Here is a 25,561-nt window from a genome sequence, read left to right as displayed (position 1 = left end):
ATGCTCCGTCTTTGCCAAAAATTGGCTTTCCTGTTTTGAACTGAGATGCTGCTTTTTTGATCATCTCTTTATATTCTTCGTGTGTCATCATAGTTCCTCAATTTACATCATTTTTCAAATGATGCTTGGTGGTGAATGACACAGTTTTATGGATAGAGTCTAAAGAAAAAGAATGTTCTTTTATTGTAAGAACAGGTGATTTTTTGAAATGTAATAGAAACGAACTTTCAACAGAAAATTCCTATGTTGTTAAACTAAGCTTGATTGATGTGATTCGCATTATGGGGCGAAATGATTCTTTGGCGAAAGAATACAATATCGAAGATGATGAAAAAGTGAAGAAATCCGTTTTAGATATTTCATTACTTTACGACAATGTTAGAGGATATTTGGGGGAAACCTCGTTCAATCTAAATATTCAAAAAACATTAAAAGAAGAACCGGAAAACTTCTTTATGTTTAACAATGGACTAACTTTTGTAACAACGGATTTAAATGTTTCCGAACAAAACGCAAAAACAAAATATCGATTTTCGTTAAAGGGTTTCCAACTTGTAAATGGAGGCCAAACAATTCGTTCAATATATGATTATCTGAATGATTCTTCCAATGAGGAAAGAATAAAAAATCTACGAACGGCAAAAATTTTGATACGAATTTTCAAAGTATCAGATGATGATGAAGGAGCTTGTATTTTGAAAAGCCGGATCGCAGAATATACAAACAGTCAAAATGCAATTAAAGTAAGTGACTTGAAATCTATTGATTATAAACAAATTCAAATAGAGAATTATTTAAAACAAAAAGGAATTTTGTATGTGAGAAAAGCGGGAGATGTTGGTGAAATCTCCGCCACATACGAAAAGAGAATACCAATGGAACTTCTAGCAAAAATCATATACGCCTATCAAGGTAATCCAGAAAAAGTGACGAATCAAAAACGGAAACTTTTCACAAACTATTATGATGAAATTTTCGGAGATTCGCTTGATTTAGATCAACTAGTTCCAATGATAGAATTGTTCCACCTAATAAAAAATACAGACAATACTCTTACCGAACAAGAATGCTGTTATATTCTTTATGTCATACGAAAAGAAAAATCTAAGGATCTGGAGAAAAAAAATACGCAATTCTATTTCGTTGTTGAAAAAAGCAGAACAAACATACAGACAAGGGGACGGAATAAGCAATCCTCGAAAAATCATACAAAAGAATTTTAAAGACCATTTAGACAAGATGATTAAGAAATCGTAAAAGCAAACGCAGGCTCAATCGAGTCTGCGTTTTAAATTTCATGGATTGCTTCGCCCCTTCAGGGGCTAGCAATGACGAATGCCAGATTAGCGGATGACTTTTCTGTCATCAGCGGTCATTTTGAGGAACTGGGCGACGGTCTGACCCTTATCGCCTTCCTTTCTCTTGTTGACAGCGATGAGACCTTCAGCCTGTTCCTTTTGGAGTGCTTCGCACTCCAAACTGCTGCGGCTCGGCAATGGACAAACAAGTTTGTCCGCTGCTCTCGCCTTAGGCGGTTGTCGCCGACGATAAAAAAACGTAGGCTCAAAGGAACCTACGTTTCCGAATGTTTTTCGGTTATTGACTAGCGCACAACCTTTCTGTCTTCAGCGGTCATTTCGAGGAACTGGGCGACGGTCATCTGACCCTTATCGCCTTCCTTTCTCTTGTTGACAGCGATGAAACCTTCAGCCTGTTCCTTTTCGCCGACAATAATCTTGTACGGCACCTTCTGCAGTTCGCACTGGCGAATCTTGTAGCCGAGTTTCTCGTTGCTTTCATCGACTTCCACGCGGACGCCGGCGTTCACGAGTTCCTTTTCCACGGACTTGGCGTAGTCAACGAACTTCTCGGAAATCGGGAGCACGCGGGCCTGAACCGGAGCAAGCCACAGCGGGAAATCGCCCATGAATTCTTCGATGAGGATGCCGAGGAAGCGTTCGATGGAACCGACGGCTGCACGATGCAGCATCACCGGAATGTGCTTCTGGTTGTCCTTGCCGACATACTCGGCACCGAGACGCTGCGGAAGGTTGAAGTCCACCTGGATCGTACCGCACTGCCAGTCACGACCGAGGCTGTCCTTCAGCGTGAATTCGAGCTTCGGGCCGTAGAAGGCGCCTTCGCCCGGGTTCAGGATGTAGTCGAGGCCAGCGAGCTTCGTGGCTTCGGCGAGGGCGGCTTCAGCCTTGTCCCAGATTTCGTCGGAACCCACGCGCTTTTCGGGGCGGGTGGAGAACTTCACCACGATATCGTCGAAACCGAAGTCGTGGTAGATTTCCTTCACGAGGGCGCAGAAGTCAGCCACTTCGCTTGCAATCTGGTCTTCGGTACAGAAGATGTGGGCGTCGTCCTGCACAAAGCCGCGCACACGCATCAGTCCGTGCATGGTACCGGCAGGTTCGTAACGGTGGCACTTACCGAATTCGGCAAGGCGCATCGGCAGGTCGCGCCAGCTGCGGAGCCCCGTGTTGAAAATCTGGATGTGGCAGGGGCAGTTCATGGGCTTCACGGCCATTTCCACGTCGCCCGCCAGCGTCTTGAACATATTCTCGTTGTACTTGTCGGCGTGGCCGGACTTGATCCACAAAGTCTTGTTCACGATTTCCGGCGTGATGACTTCCAGGTAGCCGCGACGGTCAATCTTACCGCGGATGTAGTCCTTCAGGGCGTTCACCATTTTGGTGCCCTTCGGGTGCCAGAACACCATGCCCGGAGAATGGTCTTCGATGTGGTAGAGGTCCATTTCCTTGCCGATCTTGCGGTGGTCGCGCTTTTCGGCTTCTTCCAGGAACTTCAGGTAAGTTTCGAGACCTTCCTTATCGGCAAAGCAGGTGCCGTACACACGGGTCAGCTGGTCAGAGTTCTGGTCGCCATGCCAGTAGGCGCCCGACATCGAGAGCACCTTGAAATTCTTGAGTTTGCCGGTAGAAGGCACGTGGGGGCCGGCACAGAGGTCTTCAAAGTTCTTGCCCGGTTCGCCAGTCACGTAGAAACTGAGCGTACCGTCGCTGCCTTCGCGGGCGAGTGCGCGCTGCGCGTTATCCGTCTTGTACTTGTCGCCCTCGGTGCGTTTCAGGCCATCGGCGGCGCTGACTTCGCAACGGGTAAACGGACGATCTTCTTTGATGATTTCCTTCATGCGTTTTTCAATTTTCGGGAAATCCTCTTCTTTAATCGGAGTCGGCGTCATCAAATCGTAATAGAAACCTTTTTCGATGGCGGGGCCATACGCCAACTTTGTCCCCGGAAACAAATCGCAGATGGCTTCGGCGAGCACATGGCTGCAGCTGTGGCGCAGGAGCATTAAGGCATCCGGGTCGTCATTGTTCGGCGTGATAATTTTGATGGTGCCGCTTTCGGTCAGCGGACGGGAAAGGTCCAGAACCTTGTTCCCCAATTTGACGCCAAGAGCTTTACGGGCGAGTCCTTCGGAAATGCCTTTCGCGATTTCGAGGCCGGTGGTGCCCGATGCTACGGAACGTACGGAGCCATCGGGGAAAGTGATTTCGATTTGAGACATGATATTTTCCTTTGGTGGGCGGTTCTCGCCCGGTTCCCCAGAAATACGACATCTGGCGGTGGCGATAATATAGCAATGAAAAAGCCTCCGAAATTCGGAGGCTTGGTGAATTTTTTCGCAGAGCTTAACCCACAAATTCGCGGGCATTGCGGAAGAGCTTCATCCACGGACCATCTTCGCCCCAATCCGCCGGATGCCAGCTGTATTGCACGGTGCGGAAGACGCGTTCCGGATGCGGCATCATGATGAGCGCGCGGCCGTCTTTGCTCGTGAGGCCGGTAATGCCAAACGGAGAACCGTTCGGATTTAACGGATAGCGTTCCGTGTAAGCGTGATTGCCATCGACATAGCGGAGGCTGACCAAGCCCGATTTGACGCAAGCTTCTGCGGCTTCGCGGCTTGCAAATTCCGCGCGACCTTCGCCGTGTGCAACTGCAATCGGGAGAACAGAACCCGCCATTCCTTTGAGAAGAACTGCCGGCGTTTCTTCGACTTTGAGGCTGACAAAACGCGCTTCAAAACGTTCCGAAAGGTTTTGCACAAAACGCGGCCAATGTTCTGCGCCCGGAATCAAATCCTTCAAATTGGAAACCATCTGGCAGCCGTTGCAAACGCCCAAGGTGAATGTATTCTTACGATGGAAGAATTCTTCAAATTCTTGACGCGCTTTTTCGTTAAAGAGAATGCTCTTTGCCCAGCCTTCGCCGGCGCCGAGAACGTCGCCATAGCTAAAGCCACCGCAAGCGACAAGACCTTGGAAATCTTTGAGCGAAACGCGTCCGCTTAAAATATCGGTCATGTGCACGTCGATAGATTCAAAGCCTGCGCGGTCAAAGGCCGCAGCCATTTCAACTTCGCCATTCACACCTTGTTCGCGGAGAATTGCCATCTTCGGGCGACTTGCGTAATCTTTCTTCAGCTGCATATCGAATGTAACCTTCGGCGTAATGCCCGGGTCATTCTGTTCGAGTTTCAACTGATATTCGCTTTCGGCGCAAGCCGGATTATCGCGGAGCGCCGCGATGCGACGCGTGGTATCGCTCCAAATCGAACGGAGTTTCGAAATATCTTCGCGGTAATCGCCGACGATAAATTGATACGAATCGTTCAAAGTTCCGATGTCACTTACGGTATCGGCTAATCCCGCTGCCGCGAATGCAGCCTTCACCGCATCCACGTTTTCATTTGCCACTTGAAGCACTGCGCCGAGTTCTTCGTTGAAGAGAACATCGACATCGCTTCCTGCGAGTTTGGAAATATCCAATGTAACGCCGGTATGGCCTGCAAATGCCATTTCGAGTGCGGTAACAAAGAGACCGCCATCGCTCTTATCGTGGTAAGCGAGAAGCTTTCCTTCGCGGTTGAGTTTCTGCACCGTTTCGAAGAAGGCGCGCAATTCCTTGGCACTTTCGACGTCCGGAGAAACATTGCCGAGTTCGCAGAAAACTTGAGCTGCAATCGATGCGCCCATACGATTCTTGCCGCGGGCAAGGTCCACCAAAAGCAAACGCGAAGGCTTCTTTTCGAGAACCGGCGTTAATGTTTTGCGGGCATCTGCTACCGGCGCAAATGCGCTGATGACAACGGAAATCGGAGCGGTCACATTGTGCTTGCCGTCTTTGTCTTCCCAGACGGTGCTCATGCTCATCGAATCTTTTCCCACCGGAATCGTAATGCCGAGTTCGGGGCAAAGTTCCATGCCGATTGCTTTTACCGCTTCATACAAATCAGCGCCATCGCCTTCGTAATTCGGCGAAGCCATCCAGTTTGCAGAAAGATTGATGCGGCCCATGTCAGCGACGCTTGCCGCAGCCATATTCGTGAGCGATTCTGCGACAGCCATGCGAGCACTTGCCGCAGCCGAAATCAAAGCGACCGGAGCGCGTTCGCCGATGCTCATCGCTTCGCCTTCGTAAGAATCGAGAGTTGCAGTCGTTACCGCAACATCTGCCACCGGAACCTGCCACGGCCCCACCATCTGATCGCGAGCGATCATTCCGGTCACCGAGCGGTCACCAATCGTAATGAGGAATGTTTTGTCTGCGACACTCGGGTTTGCGAGAACGCGTTCTGCAATTTCTTTTACGCTGCGATTTTTGAGAATCGGTTCCGACGGAAGCGGGCGCTTTGCCGAATGATTATCGCGAATCATCCGCGGCGGTTTTCCGAGAAGAACGTTCAACGGCATATCGACAGGCGTATTATTGAAATGCGAATCCGTCAAAGTCAAATGTTTATCAGCGACAGCTGTTCCGACGACCGAATACGGGCAACGTTCGCGTTTGCAAATTTCGTCAAAGACTTTGAGCTTGTCTTGTGGCACTGCAATCACATAACGTTCCTGCGATTCATTGCTCCAAATTTCATACGGGCTCATTCCCGGTTCATCGTTCGGCACTTTGCGAAGTTCAAATTTACCGCCGACATTGCCGTCGTTGACGAGTTCGGGGAAAGCATTCGAAAGTCCACCTGCGCCGACGTCATGAATGAACGAAATCGGATTTTCTTTTTCCAAAGCCCAGCAGCGATCGATGACTTCTTGGCAGCGACGTTGCATTTCGGGGTTTCCGCGTTGCACGCTCGCAAAATCCAAATCTTCGTTTCCGCTTCCGCTTGTGACAGAACTTGCGGCACCGCCGCCGAGACCGATAAGCATCGCAGGACCGCCGAGAGCGATCAATGCGTCACCCGGTTGAATGCTTCCCTTGGCGATAAATTCTTGTTTAATGTTGCCGAGACCGCCAGCGAGCATAATCGGCTTATGATAACCGCGAACTTCTTTGCCCTTTGTCGAAGGCACTTCTTCTTCGAAAGTACGGAAGTAACCGAGAATATTCGGACGACCAAATTCATTGTTAAACGCAGCGCCACCGAGAGGACCTTCGATCATAATATCGAGAGGCGAAGCCAAACGCGACGGATTGCCAAAGTTCTTTTCCCACGGCTGTTCGTAACCCGGAATTTTCAAATTCGAAACGCTGTAGCCGGTGAGACCAGCCTTCGGTTTGGAACCGCGACCTGTTGCGCCTTCATCGCGAATTTCGCCGCCGCTTCCTGTTGCAGCACCTGGGAACGGAGAAATCGCCGTCGGGTGGTTATGCGTTTCCACTTTCATCAAAACCGGAATCGGTTCTTCGTGCCAATCGTATTTATTCGTCTTCGGATCTGCGTAATACCGACCGGCTTTTGCTGCACCGTCCATCACCGCAGCGTTATCTTTATACGCCGACAAGATATTGGTCGAATGCAACTTGTAAGTGTTCTTAATCATTTGGAAAAGCGACAAATCTTTCTTTTCACCGTCGATTGTCCATTCGGCGCCAAACACTTTGTGGCGGCAATGTTCGGAATTCATTTCGGCGAACATGTAAAGTTCTACATCGGTCGGATTCCGTTTGAGCGCGGTAAAGCTGCTCAGCAAATAATCCATTTCGGACGGAGAAAGCGCAAGTCCCATTTCTTTGTCAGCGCGGACCAAAGCGCTACGCCCTTCGGTGAGAATCGGAACTTCCACCAATTTTTTCGGTTCTTCGTGAAGGAAGAGAACTCCCAACTGATTAAAAGCTTGGAAGACTTTCTGCGTCATGCGGTCGTGAATTTTCGCTTTGACTTTTTGCGAAATTTCTTCGGTAACGCCGCCGTTAAAATCGATATAATAAGCGATAGCGCGTTCAATGCGTTTGACTTCGGCGAGGCCGCAAATGTGCGCGATATCCGTTGCCTTCGAGCTCCACGGGCTAATCGTTCCCGGACGCGGAGCGACGACGAACAAAGTGCCTTCGGGATTTTTCGCTTCCAACGAAGGACCATAAGTCAAAATTTTTTCAAGAGTTTCTTTCTTTTCACGAGAAAGTTCCGAATCGAGATCTGCCACGTGGACAAATTCTGCGTAAATTCCCTTTACCGGAAGGGATTCTTGCTGAAAATCGGAAAGAAGTTTCTGAATCCGGAAAGCGGAAAGAGCTGGCGAACCGCGAAGAATAATCATAACGCTACCTTGTGAAAAAGGAAAAATTTACCACCCCAAAAATAAAAAAAACAAAGGCGCCGAAGGCGCCTCGTTGAATTTCTCATTCCGAATTTTCTTTAGAACCATCTCCACGTAATGCCGAGAGTCACAGCGTCGCGGTATTGCGTATCTTCGTCGATGTCTTTATCGTAAGCGACTTCCACGCCGACGCTCAAAACAATCAGCGGAGCGATGGTCACATCTAAATTATTTTCCCACTTGCCGTCGATTTCATCAACGCCTTTGAAATTGACAAAAGCCCAAAGACGCGACTTGAACGAAGCCAAAGAAGAAAGGGAAATTTTGTATTCCGTCACACTTTCTAAGCCCGGTTCATCGCGGAACTTTTCAATCTTTTTCGTGTCTTTATCATCTGCCCAACCGTAACCATCCGAAACGGTCATGCGGTTTGCAAACGCAAAGCTTTGTCTAAAGTTATCGTTCGGGACGAATGCCACACCGAGCATTTGAGTAATGTAACCCGGATCCATAAAGCAAGAAACCGGAGTCTTCGTCGAATCGGTGTAAGTGTAACTCTTCGCAAATTGCGATTCAAAACGCACACCTGCATACGGTTCAAACGGCTTGAAATCATTTTCGCCGACAGTCGATTCGATGAAAATTTTATCGCTGGATTTGCGGGTTCCCGTCCCCTTCATATAGGTTTGACCCCATTCGAGTTTCACGACGGTGCGCCAATCTAAATGCGAGAAATGTCCGGTCACATCGGCGTCATATTTGAGAAGCCAAACATTCGTGTTACCGCCGTCGGCACCATTATTCCAGTTGCTGTAATGATGACGCGTAAACTGAGCTGCAGCGAGCACGTCGGCATTCCAGTTTTTGGGAAGAGCGTCCGAGAACATACCGTCTTCTGCAAAAGAAGTCGCGGTGAAAAGAGAAACGGCAAGAGCCAAAAGTTTCATGGATTTCATAGTGCCTCCAAAATTAGTTCAGAAAATCGCATCCGTAAAGAGTAAAGAATTTTGAAATGTGACCCACTTCAAATTTAACGTTTCTTTTTCTTCTTCGGCGGGGTATAATTCGAACCGACCGGATTGCCTCCGTTTTGCTTTTTCGCAATCGATCCGATTTTCTTGAACATTTCTTTCATTTCTTCAAATTGGCGAAGAACTTGATTGACGCGGGCAGCATCCGTTCCCGAACCTTTTGCAATGCGAGCTTTGCGGCTTCCGTTGATGAGATTCGGATGCTTTCTTTCTTTCGGCGTCATCGAACTCAGAACCGCTTCGACGTAAACCATTTCTTTTTCGTTGATTTTATCGAGCGGGAGTTTGTTGAGTCCTGGAATAAGTCCTAAAATATCTTTTAAGCGACCGAGCTTTTTAATCGTGCGCAGTTGACGCAGAAAATCGTCCAAGTCAAAAGTATTATTCAGGATTTTCTTCTTCAAATCTTTGGCGTCGCGTTCATCGATGACCGACTGCGCTTTTTCAACGAGAGAAACCACGTCGCCCATGCCGAGAATTCGACTTGCCATTCTATCCGGATGGAAGAGGTCAATTTCGTTGGGCTTTTCGCCGACGCCGATAAAGCAAATGGGAACGCCTGTAATTTTCTTAATCGAAAGCGCCGCACCGCCGCGGGCATCGCCATCCATTTTCGAAAGGCAAACGCCTGTAAAATTCAATCGTTCGAAGAAAGTTTGCGCAACATTTACCGCTTCTTGACCGATCATCGCATCGGCGACGAAGAGAATTTCTTCGGGGTGCACAGCATCGCGGGCTTTTTCCAATTCTTGCATCAACTTTTCGTCGATTTGCAAACGGCCTGCGGTATCGTAAATGACCACATCGAAACCATTCTTTTCGGCGTATTCGTAACCGTGCTGAATGATTTCAACCGGGTTGCCTTCGCCTTCGTCGTAAACCGGAATGCCAATCGATTTGCCGAGAACTTGCAGCTGTTTAATAGCTGCGGGGCGGTAAACGTCAGCGGCGACGAGGAGAGGTTTCTTCTTCCGCTTACTGCGCAAGTAGAGGGAAATTTTTGCAGCAAAAGTCGTCTTGCCCGAACCTTGCAAACCGACCATCATAATGCCGACAGGAGGCTTCCCAGCGAGGGCGAGTTCTTTCGTTTCGCCGCCCATCACCTGCACCAATTCATCGTGGATGATTTTCACAATCTGCTGTCCCGGCGTCACCGAAGTCAGTACTTCCTTGCCCATCGCTTTTTCTTTGACCGCTTTCACAAAATCGCGGGTCACGTTAAAGCTTACGTCGGCTTCGAGGAAAGCGCGGCGCACTTCGCGGAGCGAATCCGCTACGTTTTCTTCGGTTAAAGTTCCCTGTCCTCGCAGGTTTTTAAGAGTCGATTCCAAAGAGTCTGTCAGCTGTGAAAACATCATAGTGCGGCAAAATATAATTAAAATGAGAAATGAGTTCGCACGGCTCCGCCTTCGGCTAGCGAGAAATGAAATGGCGCGCGGAGAAAGTGCAAAGGTTGAGTTGTTGAGTTGATTTTACTTGCTCACGAAAGAATTGATTGCATAAAAAATCGGGAAAAGCCTCATCGAGTCTATGCGAATAGCTCAAAATTCTTTTGAAGTGGTTATGCAGTGTTGCAAGGATGTTCAAAACCCTTTTGAAGTGTTCATGCAGCGTTGCACGGAATGTTCAAATCCCTTTTGAAGTGTTCATGCAGCATTGCACGGAATGTTCAAATCCCTTTTGAAGTGTCCATGCAGCGTTGCGCGGAATGTTCAAATCCCTTTTGAAGTGTTCATGCAGCGTTGCACAGAATGTTCAAATCCCTTTTGAAGTGTTCATGCAGCGTTGCACGAGAAAAAATGAGAAATAACATCCTATTTTGCTTCAGAAAATGGGCAGCCCACTTCGAAGAAGTGGGCTCTCCTTCCTAATTCCTAACTAAACTCACTAGTTCATTAAACTTTTCCCCGCGGACTTTATAGTTCTTGAAAAGTCCGAAACTTGCGCAGGCAGGGGAAAGGAGAACGGCGGAACCCGCGCCAAGGCTGCACGCATCGGCAAAGGCTTCGTCTAAATTGGGGAAAATGTGCATCGGAATTTGCGCATTGGCTTCGTTCAACGAGGCGAGCATCCGTTCTGCTGTGGCGCCGATGAGGGAAATTTTCTTTAATTGCGGAAGCGAAACGAGAAGTTTAGAAAGTTCGGTAAAGTCTGCGTTCTTTTCCGAGCCGCCGAGAATTAAAGCAAACGGACGACGCATACTTTTTACTGCGGCCATCGTCGCATCCGGGCGAGTCGCATACGAATCATTATAAAATTCAATGCCATTTTTTTCGCCTTTAAATTCCATGCGGAACGGTAACGATTCGTAAGATTTTAACGCTTGCAAAGCGGTGGGCACATCGGCGCCGAGCGCCTTCACCGCGAGAAGTGCTGCCGCCATATTTTCTAACTGATAAGCGCCGCGGATTTTACAATCCGAAAGTTTTAATTCGTAGCCGTCAATCGAAAGCGAATCCGAAGAAAAAATCGCATCGGCATCTTTTGTGCCATAGCTCAATTTTTGTGCGCCCGACTGTGCAGCAATCGCAGCCGACGGCGCTGCATCTTGAATATAAACGCAATAATCTTTTCGCTTTTGCCAGCGGACTAAATTCGCTTTTGCATCGCGATATTCTTCGACGGATTTGTGCCAATCCAAATGTTCCGTCGAAACGCGGAGCACAACGCCCACATGCGGCGAAACCGGAAGAGTCATCAACTGAAACGAAGAAAGTTCCAAAATGGAAATGCGTTCGGGCGAATCATCTTTTAACAAATCCAACGCGGGAACTCCAAAATTTCCACCGATAATGCAAGGAATTTTGCACGCATTTAACGCATGACGAATCATGCTCACGGTGCTGCCTTTGCCGAGAGTTCCTGTGACGCCGACGACCGATTTCGATTTCGTTTCATTCAAGAAAATTTCGATTTGACTTGTGAGAGATCCGCCGTTCATTTGAAAACGGAAGAGTTCATTCGAAAGCGGATAAACTCCCGCCGAACGCACGACGGTCACAGAATCTTTTAAACCGTCCAAATATTTTTCGCCGGTGAAAATTTTCACATTCACATCGCTCGGAAGCGCGGGTAACGTCACCGGATTTTTGTCCATGACGACGATTTCTTTTTCGCCGTTTCGCACGAGATAATCTAAAGTACTTTTGCCTTCAATTCCAAATCCGAGAATCCCGACAGGGCCTGCTAATTTCTGCATAAAATTTTCCTTATTTGGGTTTTACAATCGCCGTCGCAAACGGTGCGTGTTCAAAAGCATTGCGCAAAAGTTCCATCAGACGCTCTTCGTCAAATGCTAAGACCTGCTTTTCCGTTTCTGCCATGGTGAAAATTTTTCCTAAATGCAATTCTTGATCGGCGAGGCGCATTAAACGTTTTTCCGCATTATCTGCGCCGATGCGAAGTCCACCGACCACATTCATTTTTGTGCGTTCAAGTTCGCCTTTTTCAAATCCATTTTTCAAAAATTTTTCCAATTCTTTTTGCGCAAGGGAAAGGGCGAGATCCATTTTTTGCGGAGCCGTTGCGAGAGAAATTCCCCAGCCGAAAACATCCGTGTAAACATCTGTCATCGAATAAACGCTGTAAGCGAGCCCGCGTTCTTCGCGAATTTTTTGGAAAAGGCGTGAGCCCATATCTGCGCCAAAGGCGACATTAAAAAGTCCGAGCGCCCGCAAGAATTCGACACTTCCTTCCGAAGCGTCAAAACTCGTTCCCCAGAAAAGATTGGATTGGCTCAATTCTTCTTTGGATTTTTCTTTCTGCCCTGCATTCGCCCGATACAAATTGACAAACGGATGCTTCGCCGATTTTTTCTTTTCAAAATTTTTCTCTACTAATTCGACGAGTTTTTCATGATCGACTGCGCCCGAAGCGCAAACGGTTAACGGCAAATCTTCTAACACTTGCCGCTCGTATTCGAGCATGCCGCTTTTCAAAAGTCCTTTCACCGTTTTGGCTGTTCCCGCAATCGGAAGCGAAAGTCCGCAGCCTTTGTAATGCAACGCATTAAAAAGATCGCCCGCACATTCTTCGGCGATGTCGTCGTAACTATGCACTTCTTCGATGATGACTTTGCGTTCTTTTTCCATTTCCTTAGAATCGAAAGTCGGATTCATCAACATGTCGGCGATAACATCGACGGCGAGCGGCACATCTTCGCGCATGACTTGTGCGTAAAATCCGGTCTCTTGCCGCGTCGTGTAAGCTTCTAAATTTCCACCGCGATCTTCAATCGTATGCGCGATTTCAAAAGCCGAACGTTTTTCGGTTCCTTTAAAAACTAAATGTTCATAAAAATGCGCGAGCCCGTTGATTTCTTTCGTTTCATGGCGCGAGCCACGCGGAATCCAAACGCCCACATTCGCCGAATACGCATGCGGCATCCAATCCGTGAGAACGGTAATGCCATTCGAAAGTTCCGTGCGAAAAATTTTTTGTCGAAACATGACTTTAAATTAGAAATGATTAAAGGGAAAGCATTAACAAAACCGATGAAGCGCAGAAAATTATCGTCATCGCAACGCCTAAATTTTTCCATTTTGTCGAAGAATTTTCTTTGAAAATTCCCATCGAAACAAATGGAATAAACGATAAAAGCATCGGCATGACATAGCGAAAATCAGAACTGCAAGCATACGGAATTTTTATTCGCAAAAACGCCATCGCTGCGAAAAATAAAATTCCTTGTGCAGTTAAAATCAAAGTCGCTTTGGAAAATTTGTGTTTCCAAAATCCGACGAACGCATAAATCGCAAGTACAAAAGCGCTCAAATTCAAAAGAGTTGCGCACCAAATTCCAAACGGTGTTCTCGTCAAAGTAAATTCGCCAAAGAGCGAAGTCTTCGCCATGTAATTGATAAAGAATTGCCTGCCACCTTCATCATTCCAAGCCGATGTATAAGTCGTTTTTAGAAAGTCTAAAACATCAAAAACAAGCAAATTGATTGGGGCTGCCGAAATAGCCAATCCACTATGTAATGATTCTGCATTGCCGACGATTTCTTTTCCAAAGAATAATCGTAAAATCATTCCGGCAAAAAGGAATAACATGATAATGATTGCCGCATATTCGGACTTTTTCATTTTCCAAGAATCGCGCGTCACATAGCCGACGACAAAACCGATGCACCAAATGGCAACCGTTACAGAACCCGTCGATTTACTCCAAAAAGAAATCCAGCAACTGATCGCTGCGAGCAGTAAAAATTTCGAGCTTTTATTATTCGCATAAAGCATCACGCCCATCAGCGTTAACGCATGCGCTGCAAAGAAAAATTGATCATTTCCAATTCGCGGCGCAATTAAAAATCCAATCGGACAAAATAGCCAAAGTAAAGTCGCTGCCCATAAAATTTTTCCGGTTAAAAAACTGCGGAAACAAACAAAGCCAAAAGTCATGAGTAAGAAGGACAGGATGACGCTCGCCCACTGAATTGCTTTAGTCGAATCGATGTGAGAAAAATTGGCAATCGTCCAAATCGGTGCCATCGCCGTATAATAAACCGGCGGCTGATAACAAGTCCAGCAATCATTATCTGCGGGAATTTTTAATTCTTCCGCGACATATTTGATGTAATTCACATGGCCTTCAACATCGTGCGCACGCACTGTATGCGGCGTATTCAAGGCATAAATTCCATGCAAAAGGGTAGCGATTACAATCGCAAACGCAAACGGCGTCGGGATTTTAAATCGATGCAATAAACAAAAAAGCAAAACGCCGAAAATAAAAAATGTAATCGTCAAATAACCGAAGAAAAAAACGCTCGCCGATTGCAAAGCGATCGAAATGCCACCAGGTCCACCGTTATTTTTCAAGAAGAATGTGAGGTCCGTTTCTTCTTCTTGCTTTTCACGCAAAAAATCTGCCGAAGAAATACTAAAACCGTTCACATAATTGCAATGTCCCGGAATCGTATCGGTGTAAAAAATTTGCGTACCGACTTTGATTTTATTCAAGCAATCGTCGGGAGTAATTTTCCAAATTGCTTTTGAAAAAATTCCGGGCGAATAATGCATCGAAACTTGGAAATTTTGATTGTCGCCGACTTCTTCGCTAATCGGTAAACTTTCCGCAGATTCTGAATCTTTTTGAATCAGTTTAACATCCGAAATCGACGGCGAAATTTTTGTTCCGAAGAAAATGCAAAGAAGAAGCAATAGGACGCAGATAATTTCTACGCGCCAACTTTTAATTTTTTGCACGATTACTTTTTCCCTTCGTGGTATTCTTCTTCGGTGTTTACATTCCACACAGAACTTTTATCGGAGGAACCTTCGCGAATGCACTTGACCGATTCAATCGCAGTAAGCATACTGTGATCCATGTTGTTGTATTTGTGCATTCCATTTCTTCCCATGAGGAAAAGATTATCGATGCTGCTCACATAATCGCGGATTTTTCCGAATTCTTTGTAAGTGCCAAAGTATGCGGGATAAGTTTTCGGCACGCGGAAAAGAACGGCATCTTTGACTGCGGATTTTTTTGCCACGTGAATTTTTTCAAGTTCTGCAACCGCAAAATCGATGAAATCTTTATCGGGCATATTCCACATCGAATCGCCTTCGGTCACGAAATATTCAAGTCCAATCCAAACCTTTGACGGATCCGAAACCAAATACGGACTCCAGTTGTTGAACACTTGAATGCGCCCGAGTTTCACATCGTTTTCTTGCACATAAATCCAGTTGTCCGCCACAAATTTGAGTTTGCTTTCTGGCGTTCCAGGCTTCGCAGGATTTTTAATGTCTAAAGAATCGAGGAGAAGTCCGACCGTCATAAAGTCGCGGTAAACAAGACCGTTTGCGATGCGAGAAATTTCTGCGGGCACATCGGGAAGTGCGCGGACTAAATCCTTCACCGGCATCGTGCTCATAAAGTAATCGCCTTCGATGCGTTTTTCTTCGCCGCCTTCACTATAACGCAATGCCGAAATTTTTCCGTTTGATTTTTCAAACGATAACGCTTTCGCATTCAAATGAATTTCGCCGCCGCGTTTTTTCACTTCGTCGGCTACGGTTTCCCAAAGTTCGCCAGGGCCTAGTTTCGGGTATAAAAATTCTCCGATTAAACTGGTTTCGGTATCTTTTTGCCGAATTGAATTTGACTTTTTCGGCAAGAGCGATTTGACTGCATGCAAGACGGTTTTTGTAATCGATAAACCTTTGATGCGCTGCGCGCCCCAATCCGCTCCGATTTGATTGCAAGGAATTCCCCAAACTTTTTCGGTATAATCGCGGAAGAATGTGCGGTAAAGTTCCACGCCGAAACGATTAATCATAAAGTCTTCGAGAGAAACTTCTTTGCGCTTCGGAAGAATGCAAACTTTGAGATAACTCATCCCGATTTTGAACATGCGCCAAAGGCCGAGATTTTTAATCGTCGCCCCGTTTAAGCTCACCGGATAATCAAATAATTTTCGCAAATATAAAATGCGAGAAAGGCGAGAACGCACAAGCATCACGCGGTCTTCTTTTTCGGGATCCGGACCGCCCGCCGATAAATTTGTCTTGCGTCCGATTTCTAAATCGTCGCGACTCGGCGCTCCTTGCAAATGCAAAATATTCGTCCACCAATCCATCACCACATCGCTTTTGCTAAAGAAGCGATGCCCGCCGATATCCATGCGGTTGCCTTTATAGACTGCAGTTCTCGAGATGCCGCCGACAAAATCATTTTCTTCAAAAAGAATCGGCTTCACATCCGTCGTTTTTAAAAGTTCTAATGCAGCGGTAAGCCCAGCAGGACCTGCGCCGATAATAATTGCAGTCTTCATACAGTTTCCTTTTTCGTTCGGAAGAGCAAAATTTTGCGGCCTCCAAAATTCCATAAAAGCACAAGCACCGCTGCGACCATTTTCGAAAGGAGCGGCATCCAATTCCAAAGTCCAATCATGAGCCAAATCAAGAATTGATTTAATCCCACTCCGATGAGCCCGATGATAACGAAAAGCAAAAATTCAATTCCTTTACGCTTTTCAAAATTGCGTTTGCAGGCAGTAAAAACCCAACAAACGCTGATGAGATAATTGACGACAAGTCCGCCGGCAAGTCCAATTAAATTGGCGATGAGATAATGTAGCGGAACAACGTAAAGGAAAAATGCAAACAATCCAAAATCCACGACAAAAGCAAGCCCGCCGGTAACAGCGTAGCGAAGCATTTGCCCGATTAAATTTTCGCGATGCGGCAATTTCTCGTGGACAAAACGGATAAGCGAACTCGAATAATTCACGGTGCAAAGTTAGCATTTTTATTTGTTTTGCAATTTTTAGAAATACGTTTTTCATAATTTTCATTTTTAATCCGTTCAAAAAATTTCCATTTCCGCAACAATTTCTCCCGAAATCAATTTTTCCAATACATTTTTTTGCCATGTTTCCTGAAGAAAACAAATTTGAATTTTTGCTTTTAATTTTTTCACAGATTAACTTATATTAAATCTGTTAAACCTCAACGGAGATTTGAGATGAACACAAAATTTTTACCTCTAGCCTTTGCGCTTTCGTTATGCGCAGCGAATTCATTCGCCCAAACGATTACCCCGACACGCGTGGGTCCTGTTAGCCAATACGGTCAGTTGATGTCGGGGAAAAATGCCGCCGGTGAAGGCCGCATTTACGGCGGTTGCCAAGGTGTTAAAGACGGTGCCGAAGTGCAAGTGCGCGGTATGAGCCTTTATTGGAGTCTGCTTCCTCAATCCGTGGAATACTGGAGCGAAGAAGGCATCGCGTCCATGGTAAATGACATGAATATTCAAATCATTCGTGCGGCAATGGCAACCGGAACAGAAGATTGGTCTGGTGAATTCAATGGGAAAAAACTCGTCGGCTACGAAAAAGATTCCGAATTACAAAAGAATTTTGTAAAAACAGTCGTTGAAGCCGCCATCAAGCAAGATATTTATGTCATCATCGACTGGCATTCGCATAACGCAAATGAGCAAACGGAATCGTCGAAAAAATTCTTTGCCGAAATGGCACAAGCATACGGCAGCTACGACAACGTGATTTTTGAGCTCTATAACGAGCCCACCGATATTTCTTGGGAAACCATTAAAAATTACGCAGACCAGGTGATTCCTGAAATTCGTAAATATTCCGACAATTTAATTTTGATTGGCAATCCAAAGTGGGACCAAAATCCGCAAATGGCCATCGGAAACGAAGTGACCGACTCGGGTAACAATCACGCTTACACGTTGCACTATTATGCGAATTCTCACTGCGTGAGCGGAACTTACGATTGGGGCGGAAGTTGCCAAGGCGAAAACGGTTTAAAAGCGATGAAAGCGGGGCTTTCTGTTTTCTTAAGCGAATGGGGAACGGGAAACGCTGATGGCGGTGGTGATCCGAACCAAGAAAAAAATACGCAGTGGCAAAAATTTGCAGATCAAAATAAACTTTCATGGGCGAACTGGTCCGCTTCGCATATTAGCGAAGGCACCGCTGCTTTTACAAGTAGCTCCAATAAAAATTCTTTGCAATATTCCACTTCGGGAAATTTAGTGAAGAGTTATTTGGCGACAAATCCGACGAGCTACACCAAATGCGCTGATACGCCGAGTCCGGAAGCGATTACTTCTATCCGCGCAGCAAAATTTGGTTTGCAAATTTCTGCAAATACGGTGCAGTTGTTAAACGCAAAAAATCCGACAATTCACGTTTACGATTTGCAAGGTCATTCGCTTTTGAGCGCACACTCGAATTCGCTTTCGTTGCAGAAACTTGCTGCGGGCACTTATATTGTCAAAGCCCGCGACGGTATGCAAACGCAGATGAAAACGATTCGCGTCAATCCTTAATCGGAAATTTTCTCCATACAAAAATCGCAGGCAAACGCCTGCGATTTTTTTCTTTCGCAAAATTTTTAAGCCTTGCTTTTTTTCTTGAGGAAGAAAAGCGATGCGACCACTAAAATAGCGCCCACGAATAAAGAGATAATTGCGCTACGAGTAAATCCTGCGACAAGGTAAGAGATAAACGAAACCGCCGCCACTAAAAGCACATACGGAAGCTGCGTATTCACGTGATTAACGTGATGACATTCTGCGCCTGCGCTCGCCATAATCGTCGTATCCGAAATAGGAGAACTGTGATCGCCGCAGACAGCACCCGCCATGCAAGCCGAAATCGAAATAATCATCAAACTGTTATCGACACCGCCGAAAGCTGCGACGACAATCGGAATTAAAATGCCGAAAGTTCCCCAAGAAGTTCCCGTTGCAAATGCGAGGAACGCTCCGATGACGAAGATAATCGCCGGCATAAAATTCATAAAGCTGCTCGCGCCGCCGTTTACAAGACCCGCGACAAATTCCTTTGCCCCGAGCGCATCCGTTGTGCCTTTTAATGTCCACGCTAAGCAAAGAATGAGAATGGCTCCGACCATCGCTTTAAAACCGTCGGATAGGCAACCCATGCATTTGGCAAATTTTAAAACGCGGCGAGATAAATAAAAGCAAACGGTAAAAATGAACGCAGCGACAGAACCGATTGCGAGTCCAACGGAAGCATCGCTTGCAGCAAAGGCATCCACGAAATTTTTATTCGCATCGCCCGAAGCAAAAAATCCGCCGGTGTAAATCATGCCGATGACGCAGAAAATAATGAGCGAAATAATCGGCAGCACGAGATCGATGACTTTGCCTTTGCATTCGGAAAGATTCATCGCATCTAATTTTTCATCGACATATTCGGTGAGCGATTCATACTTTTTCATCGGGCCAAAGTTGACATTCCACGCGACCACTAAGAAAAGAGAAAGAATCGTGAGCAATGCGTAAAAGTTAAACGGAATCGCCTGAATAAAAAGAGCGAGTCCGTCTTCGCCTTCGACAAAGCCCGAAACGGCTGCGGCCCAAGAACTAATCGGAGCGATAATGCAGATAGGCGCTGCGGTCGAATCGATTAAGTAAGCGAGTCTTTCATGGCTGACTTTAAAACGATCCGTAATCGGACGCATCACGCTGCCAACGGTTAAGCAATTAAAATAGTCATCGATGAAAATCAAAATGCCAAAAAGAACCGTCGCAATTTGCGCACCGATTTTGGATTTGATATGCGTCTTCGCCCAATTTCCAAATGCCGCAGAACCGCCCGCTTTATTCATCAGCGCGACCATCGCGCCGAGCATCACGAGGAAGAGCAAAATGCCGACATTATACGGATCCGAAACTTTGGCGATTAAACCGTTTTTGAAAATCGCATCCAAGAAAATCGGCACACTTCCCTGGCAAAGGAAAACTGCCCCGACGACAATTCCCACAAAAAGAGAAGAATAAACTTCTTTCGTGATGAGAGCAAGTCCAATCGCCACGATCGGCGGAATGAGAGCCCAAAAAGTTCCGTAAGCCCAGATGGTATTTGTGACTTCTTCCATTTTATTTTCCCTTTGGCGTTAAGGATTCTAAAGGCTTTTCAATGCCAGCCTCTTCTAATTTTTCGAGGACTTCAACCGCATAATTGATGGCGGCGAGCGAGCGCGAACTCGCATACATTTTCAATTCATTTAATGCAGAAATCGCTTTCTGATTGTTCATAGTTTTCTCCTTTGGAGCATTTTATGTTCCAAAAAAAAATTATTAAATTTTGCTATATGCTTTTCGAAGACATTATCCAAAAACATTACAGACCCGAAGAATATCCAGCCTTAGCCGCTCTTTGCGACGAATGGAACGAAACTCGTCCCTTTGACGGTCTTAAAATTTTGGTGGCCACTCCGATTTTTCGCAATACACTTTTGCAATATGAAGCGCTTCTCGCGGGGGGCGCAGAACTTTTCGCAGGACGCGCTGTAGAAAATGCTTCGATTCCTTACGATTCCGAAATTGTGGAACTTTTACAAGAAAGCGAAATTCCTGTTCTTTCGCCCGAAATGGTTTTGGACATGGAACAAGAGGATGAATTTTTTGATTTGATTTTAGATTGCGCGGGACAATTTGCCTCTTGCCATCCGAAAATTGGATTTGTCGAACTCACGCGGACAGGCATTCCCTATTACGAAGAAGCAGAGCTGCCTGTTTTTATCGCAGACAACGGAATTATTAAACGCATCGAAACTGCTCTCGGCACCGGCGACGGATTTTTCCGCGGACTCGTTCAAGCGGGCTACACCGAATTTGCCGACAAAAAATTACTCGTCTTCGGCAGTGGAAAAGTCGGCTGCGGCATCGCATTAAAAGGCGTTGAACGCGGCTGTCAAGTTTTCACAGTAACCGATTTAAGCAAGCGTCACGCGGAGAATGATTTCATCCCGACGTTAGAACTCAATCACGTGACTCTCATCGATAAAGATGATTTGAAAAATGTCACCGAACAAATCGCTTCGGCCGATTATATCGTTACTGCAACCGGAGTCAAAAACGCTCTCGCGGGCGAAGAAATTTTTCAAGCGCTTTTACAAACGAAAGCGGTTCTCGCTAACATGGGCGCGGAAGATGAATTCAGCGAAGACTTTCCCGAAGAACGCGTTCTCAATAAAAAATTAGCGTTGAATTTTTCGTTAAAAGAACCGACTCAATTAAAATACATCGAAGCTTCGCTCGCTCTTCACGCAGCCCTCGCAGAACGTTTGGTTTTAGAACGCGACGGCGTCATCGACATCGAAGATTTAGACGGCGAATGCCTCCGCAATCCGCCCGCAGAAATTGAGCAAAAAATTTTGAGCATTCTTCTGCAAAACGGCGAAATCAGCGAAGAACTTGCGCAGTTAATGCAATTGGATAATTGATTTTACCATTTTGCAAGTGCGTTTGCAATAATCAAGTCTTGCAATTTTTGAATAGCGCGGGCTTGTCCGTGACGGTCTTCGGTTTCGTTTTGCAAAACGTCATAAGTTCCGTCGGCAGAAAGATTGTCGCCTTTATAAATCATTTTTTCTTTGACATTATCGTAAAAGCGCACATTCACTTTCATCGTCACACGATACGTTTCTACTTCGGATGCGCTCGTATAATTTTCGGGTTTGTTCGTATAACTTAAAAGGGTTAGTTCAAAATCAGCATCGGCATCGGAATTGACAAGGCGAACGCTTCCTGCATTTTTACGGAATAATTTTTCAACGCTGTCTTTTAATGTGTTGCCGAGGACAGGATCCAAAGTTTTATTATCGACTTCGTGAATTTGCACCGTTTTAATGTGACTCGGTAACGTGCTCGCCGTAAAGCTGTAACATCCCAAAACGCAAAAAAGCGCAGCCGCCAAGAACATGAGAAGAAAACCTTTTTGAAATTGATGCATGTTTGAAAAATAGAAATTTCTTATATTTGATGCGTATTATTTTCAACGAGGCTAACCATGCTTGACATTCGTAAAATCCGTGAAAATCCGGACTACTACATTGCAGAAACCGAAAAGAAATATACAACCGTCAGTTTGAAAGATGTGCTGGCTGTAGATACAGAACGCCGCCCGCTTCTCTCCGAAGTCGAAAAGCTCAAGAGCGAACGCAACGCCGAATCCAAAAGAATCGGTGAATTGAAAAAGAAAGGCGAAAACGCAGACGCAGCCGTCAAAGAAATGCGTGAACTCGGCGACAAAATCGATGAACTCGACAAGAAATTGAAGGAACTCGATTACAAGCAAACCGAAATGTTGATGCACGTTCCGAACATTGCGCCGCAAGCTCCCGAAGGAAAAGACGCAAGCGATAACGTCGTCGAAAAAGACGGTCCGCTGCCATTTGATTTCTATTCAAAGAATCGCGATTTCACCGCAGTCGATCACAAGACTTTGGGCGAACGCTTGGGCATTTTTGATTTTGAACGCGGTGCAAAAATTTCGGGCAACGGCTTCCCCGTTTATCGCGGACTCGGTTCCCGCTTGGAACGCGCTCTCATTCAATGGTTCCTCGATGAACACATGGCGAACGGCTTCGAAGAATTTACGCCGCCGTATCTCGTGACCCGCAATACGATGCGTGGCACCGGTCAGCTTCCGAAATTCGAAGAAGATATGTATCGCTGCGACAAGGATGACGATCTCTTCCTCATCCCGACGGCCGAAGTTCCTCTCACCAATCTTTACTCGAACGAAATCATCCCGGCGGATCAGTTGCCGAAACGCATTTGCGCATACTCGGCTTGCTTCCGTCGCGAAGCGGGTTCTTACGGAAAAGACACTCGCGGACTTTTGCGTTTGCACCAATTCAACAAAGTGGAAATGGTCTTCTTCTCGCGTCCGGACAACAGCTACGAAATGCACGAAGAACTCACCCGCTTTGGCGAAAAACTTTTGGAAAAGCTCGAACTTCCGTATCACCGTCTCTGCCTCTGCAAAGGCGACCTCGGATTCGGCGCAGCCAAATGCTACGACTTGGAAGTTTATGCGCCTGTGGAACAGAAATGGCTCGAAGTCAGCTCTTGCAGCAACTTCGAAGATTACCAAGCTCGCCGCGCCAACATCAAAACGAAAATCGATGGCAAGAACGTTTATGTGCACACATTAAATGGTTCGGGTCTCGCCACGCCACGCGTTATGGTCGGCATCTGCGACAACTATCAGCAAAAAGATGGTTCGCTCGTCATTCCGAAAGTATTGCGTCCGTATATGGGCGGTCTCGAAGTCATCGAACCAAAGAAGTAATTTTTCGAAATTATCCCAAAAGCGTCGCCTCGGCGGCGCTTTTTTATTTTCATTCTCTTTGAAAAAATCACAAAACTAGAATTATATTCAAGATGATGAGTCGTTTCATTTTTCTTCTCTTCGCACTCGCGGGAATCGCCTTTGCGCATCCGCACATTTTCATCGATGCAACAACCGATGTCATTTTTAATGAAACCGAATTTGTCGGCGTTCAAAATAGTTGGACTTTTGATCCGATTTACAGCCAAGCGATGTTTGCTACCGGCGATAAAAATGGCGACGGAAAAATCGATGAAAGCGAACTTTCCTTTTTCCAAAAAAAAGCTATCGATGAATTTATTTCGTTCAGCCGATTCAATTATATCGGTGACGGCACGCAATTTTATATACCCAAAGAAATTCAAAATTTGAAAGTTTTCTTGAATAAAGAAAATCGTTTGGTCATTCAATTTTTAAATGCGTTTCACATTCCAGCAAACTCTTCGGATTATACGATGATTGTGCTCGTCGTCAATGATCCATCGAATTACATTTCCATCACCATCGATATGGAAAAAGCACAAGTCAAATCGCCGTCCAATTTAGAAGTGGATTATTTTGTGGACGCCTTAGAAGGACTGACGCAATTTCAAAATTTTTCGAAAACAGTAAAAGGTCTTTATGTGCGCTATAAAAAATCCCATTAAAATTTTTCTTTTATTTCTCGTTATTTTTTGTGTGTCCGCCTTTGCCGATGCGAATTACAAAAAATTTGATTTTAAAAAATCAACGAAACAAACCGAAGCACTTCAAAGCGATTCGATCAAAGTTCCAGAAGATCCCGCAGAAATCAAAACTTCTTCCACTTTATTTTTTGTCGGCTCCGCAGAAACTCTTCAAAAATTAACCGATGCGCAAAAAATTCTCCGCGAAAAGATTTCTGCAAAAATTGAAAAATTGAAAAATGGCGAAAGCGGAACTCTCATTCCATTTTTAGCGATTTGCCTTCTCTACGGACTTTTGCATGCGCTCGGTCCCGGTCATGGAAAAACAATTGTCGTCAGTTATTTTTTATCGCGCCGCGGAAAATTTTCACAAGGCATTGCGCTCGGAAGTTTAATCACGACAATTCATACGCTTTCTGCAGTCATTCTCCTCTTCATTTTATACGGCATCGCCAAAGCAACGCTTTTTCCGCTTTTTGAAACGAGCCGAGTTCATATTGAAAAAGCGAGTTATGCACTCGTCGCCATTACCGGCGTCATTCTCATTCTCGTTTCTCTCCGCGAAATTTTGCGCAAACAAAAAACTGCCGATTCCCATTTAACAGCAACTTGGAAAGAGCTTCTTTGGTTGGCATTTATCACCGGAATTGTGCCGTGTCCCGCTGTCGCGCTCATCGTTTTCTTTTGCCTGTTGCAAGGAATTCCAGGAATTGCATTGCTCGGTTCTTTTTTCATTTGCATCGGAATGACTCTTACCAATGCGAGCTTTGGACTTCTCGCTATTTGTACGCATCGCGGACTTGATAAAGGCATTCAGCGCATTCACGCCTTCGAAAAATACGCCAGCGGAATTTACTTTGTCCTTTCCATCGCCTGTGGCATTTGCATCGTTTTGACCGGTATCGCTCTATTTCTTAGCGCACGCTAAATTTACTCCATCAAACAAAGTTAGTTTTTGCTAATTTTGTTTTATGAAGCAATCCATTTTCTGTTTGCTAATTCCTTTTTGGGGAACCCCATTGGGCGCGAGTTTCGTTTTCTTTTTGCGCGAAAAATTAAATCGTTCTGCCGAACGTATGCTTACAGGATTTGCGGGTGGCGTGATGATCGCCGCATCGATTTGGAGTTTAATTCTTCCGACGCTCCGCGCATCTGCAGATTATGAAAAATTCGCATTCATTCCTATCGTCATCGGATTTTGGGCGGGCATTCTTTTTTTGCTTTTGCTAGATCATCTCATTCCTCATTTGCATCAATTTGCAAAACGCCCCGAAGGAATGCCTTCGCATTGGACGCGTTCAACGATGTTATTTTTTGCAGTGACTTTGCACAACATTCCCGAAGGTTTAGCGGCCGGAGCAGCGGGCGGTGCATTTATTTTGGCAATAGGCATTGCAATTCAAAATATTCCCGAAGGCGCAATTATTTCGATGCCGTTAAAAGCAGCGGGATTTTCTGCAAAAAAAGCATTCGTTTACGGGATGCTTTCGGGTATTATTGAACCGATTTGCGGCAGCGTGATGCTCATTCTCGCTTCGTTAATTTTCCCTGCGATGCCGTATCTTTTAAGCTTTGCCGCTGGCGCTATGATTTATGTCGTCGTCGAAGAATTGGTGCCAAGCACCGCTGCCGGCGAACATTCCGATATCGGAACTTTATTTTTCGCCTTGGGCTTTACGCTTATGATGTCGCTCGATGTAGCGCTCGGATAA

20 protein-coding genes are annotated in these 25,561 nt (G+C 45.8%); 7 read left to right on the top strand and 13 right to left on the bottom strand.

Translation table 11 applies throughout. From position 1 onward, the window contains the following. The first annotated feature begins 131 nt into the window (after positions 1–131). Positions 132–1,223 carry an AIPR family protein gene (locus tag B0H50_RS06340; RefSeq protein ID WP_146193697.1) on the top strand — a complete coding sequence of 364 codons (1,092 nt, stop codon included), beginning with the start codon at positions 132–134 and terminating at the stop codon, positions 1,221–1,223. Between the two features lie 120 nt (positions 1,224–1,343). On the opposite strand, the gene B0H50_RS13785 is transcribed toward B0H50_RS06340, so the two are convergent. The 10 genes from B0H50_RS13785 to B0H50_RS06295 form a co-directional block, all read right to left on the bottom strand. Further along, positions 1,344–1,478 (bottom strand): hypothetical protein, encoded by a 135-nt coding sequence (locus B0H50_RS13785; protein WP_269843927.1) that lies wholly within the window; start codon positions 1,476–1,478, stop codon positions 1,344–1,346. Between the two features lie 125 nt (positions 1,479–1,603). Beyond that, complete coding sequence (gene thrS, locus B0H50_RS06335; RefSeq protein ID WP_109587435.1) at positions 1,604–3,541, bottom strand: threonine--tRNA ligase; 1,938 nt, start codon at positions 3,539–3,541, stop codon at positions 1,604–1,606. A gap of 124 nt (positions 3,542–3,665) precedes the next feature. Beyond that, positions 3,666–7,529 (bottom strand): phosphoribosylformylglycinamidine synthase, encoded by a 3,864-nt coding sequence (gene purL, locus B0H50_RS06330; protein ID WP_106199566.1) that lies wholly within the window; start codon positions 7,527–7,529, stop codon positions 3,666–3,668. Positions 7,530–7,627: 98 nt separating this feature from the next. Then, positions 7,628–8,485: a DUF3078 domain-containing protein gene (locus B0H50_RS06325; protein WP_106199569.1), complete on the bottom strand. Its 858-nt coding sequence runs from the start codon at positions 8,483–8,485 to the stop codon at positions 7,628–7,630. 74 nt (positions 8,486–8,559) lie between these two features. Continuing rightward, the gene (ffh, locus tag B0H50_RS06320; RefSeq protein ID WP_106199572.1) at positions 8,560–9,915 is read right to left on the bottom strand and encodes a signal recognition particle protein; all 1,356 of its coding nucleotides are present in this window, start codon (positions 9,913–9,915) and stop codon (positions 8,560–8,562) included. 512 nt (positions 9,916–10,427) lie between these two features. Continuing rightward, positions 10,428–11,759: a UDP-N-acetylmuramoyl-L-alanine--D-glutamate ligase gene (gene murD / locus B0H50_RS06315; protein ID WP_106199575.1), complete on the bottom strand. Its 1,332-nt coding sequence runs from the start codon at positions 11,757–11,759 to the stop codon at positions 10,428–10,430. Positions 11,760–11,769: 10 nt separating this feature from the next. Beyond that, entirely contained in the window at positions 11,770–13,008 is a 1,239-nt protein-coding gene (locus B0H50_RS06310) for a M16 family metallopeptidase (protein WP_106199578.1), read from the bottom strand. Between the two features lie 19 nt (positions 13,009–13,027). Next, entirely contained in the window at positions 13,028–14,767 is a 1,740-nt protein-coding gene (locus B0H50_RS06305; protein ID WP_109587434.1) for a glycosyltransferase family protein, read from the bottom strand. 2 nt (positions 14,768–14,769) lie between these two features. Beyond that, positions 14,770–16,338 (bottom strand): NAD(P)/FAD-dependent oxidoreductase, encoded by a 1,569-nt coding sequence (locus tag B0H50_RS06300; RefSeq protein WP_106199584.1) that lies wholly within the window; start codon positions 16,336–16,338, stop codon positions 14,770–14,772. Then, positions 16,335–16,796, bottom strand: a complete 462-nt coding sequence (locus B0H50_RS06295) for a GtrA family protein (RefSeq protein ID WP_233244548.1) — start codon at positions 16,794–16,796, stop codon at positions 16,335–16,337. Before B0H50_RS06295 ends, B0H50_RS06300 begins: the two co-directional genes overlap by 4 nt. A 234-nt stretch (positions 16,797–17,030) precedes the next feature. On the opposite strand from B0H50_RS06295, the gene B0H50_RS06290 reads away from it, so the two are divergent. Continuing rightward, positions 17,031–18,365, top strand: a complete 1,335-nt coding sequence (locus B0H50_RS06290; RefSeq protein ID WP_106199587.1) for a cellulase family glycosylhydrolase — start codon at positions 17,031–17,033, stop codon at positions 18,363–18,365. A 65-nt stretch (positions 18,366–18,430) separates the two neighbouring features. Here the strand turns inward: B0H50_RS06290 and B0H50_RS06285 are convergent, their stop codons facing one another. Both B0H50_RS06285 and B0H50_RS13310 read right to left on the bottom strand, forming a co-directional pair. Beyond that, the gene (locus tag B0H50_RS06285) at positions 18,431–19,942 is read right to left on the bottom strand and encodes a Na+/H+ antiporter NhaC family protein (protein WP_106199589.1); all 1,512 of its coding nucleotides are present in this window, start codon (positions 19,940–19,942) and stop codon (positions 18,431–18,433) included. Position 19,943: 1 nt separating this feature from the next. Beyond that, positions 19,944–20,102, bottom strand: a complete 159-nt coding sequence (locus tag B0H50_RS13310; protein WP_158256519.1) for a hypothetical protein — start codon at positions 20,100–20,102, stop codon at positions 19,944–19,946. A 56-nt stretch (positions 20,103–20,158) separates the two neighbouring features. On the opposite strand from B0H50_RS13310, the gene B0H50_RS06280 reads away from it, so the two are divergent. Then, the gene (locus B0H50_RS06280) at positions 20,159–21,292 is read left to right on the top strand and encodes a Rossmann-fold NAD(P)-binding domain-containing protein (protein ID WP_106199626.1); all 1,134 of its coding nucleotides are present in this window, start codon (positions 20,159–20,161) and stop codon (positions 21,290–21,292) included. A gap of 2 nt (positions 21,293–21,294) precedes the next feature. Here B0H50_RS06280 and B0H50_RS06275 read toward each other — a convergent pair whose 3' ends face one another. After that, positions 21,295–21,801 carry an LptE family protein gene (locus B0H50_RS06275; RefSeq protein WP_106199591.1) on the bottom strand — a complete coding sequence of 169 codons (507 nt, stop codon included), beginning with the start codon at positions 21,799–21,801 and terminating at the stop codon, positions 21,295–21,297. A 57-nt stretch (positions 21,802–21,858) separates the two neighbouring features. On the opposite strand from B0H50_RS06275, the gene serS reads away from it, so the two are divergent. The 4 genes from serS (at position 21,859) to B0H50_RS06255 (ending at position 25,561) form a co-directional block, all read left to right on the top strand. Next, complete coding sequence (gene serS, locus B0H50_RS06270; protein ID WP_106199593.1) at positions 21,859–23,145, top strand: serine--tRNA ligase; 1,287 nt, start codon at positions 21,859–21,861, stop codon at positions 23,143–23,145. 95 nt (positions 23,146–23,240) lie between these two features. After that, on the top strand, positions 23,241–23,831 hold the full coding sequence (locus B0H50_RS06265; RefSeq protein WP_158256520.1) for a DUF1007 family protein: 591 nt from the start codon (positions 23,241–23,243) through the stop codon (positions 23,829–23,831). 31 nt (positions 23,832–23,862) lie between these two features. After that, entirely contained in the window at positions 23,863–24,777 is a 915-nt protein-coding gene (locus B0H50_RS06260) for a nickel/cobalt transporter (protein ID WP_158256521.1), read from the top strand. Between the two features lie 43 nt (positions 24,778–24,820). After that, a complete protein-coding gene (locus tag B0H50_RS06255; protein WP_109587433.1) occupies positions 24,821–25,561 on the top strand; it encodes a ZIP family metal transporter in 741 nt (246 codons plus the stop codon).

Origin of the sequence: Hallerella porci (assembly GCF_003148885.1) — a bacterium.
Lineage (GTDB): Bacteria > Fibrobacterota > Fibrobacteria > Fibrobacterales > Fibrobacteraceae > Hallerella > Hallerella porci.
The sequence above is the reverse complement of the archived record's forward strand: the minus strand, read 5'-3'. Positions and strand labels throughout refer to the sequence as shown.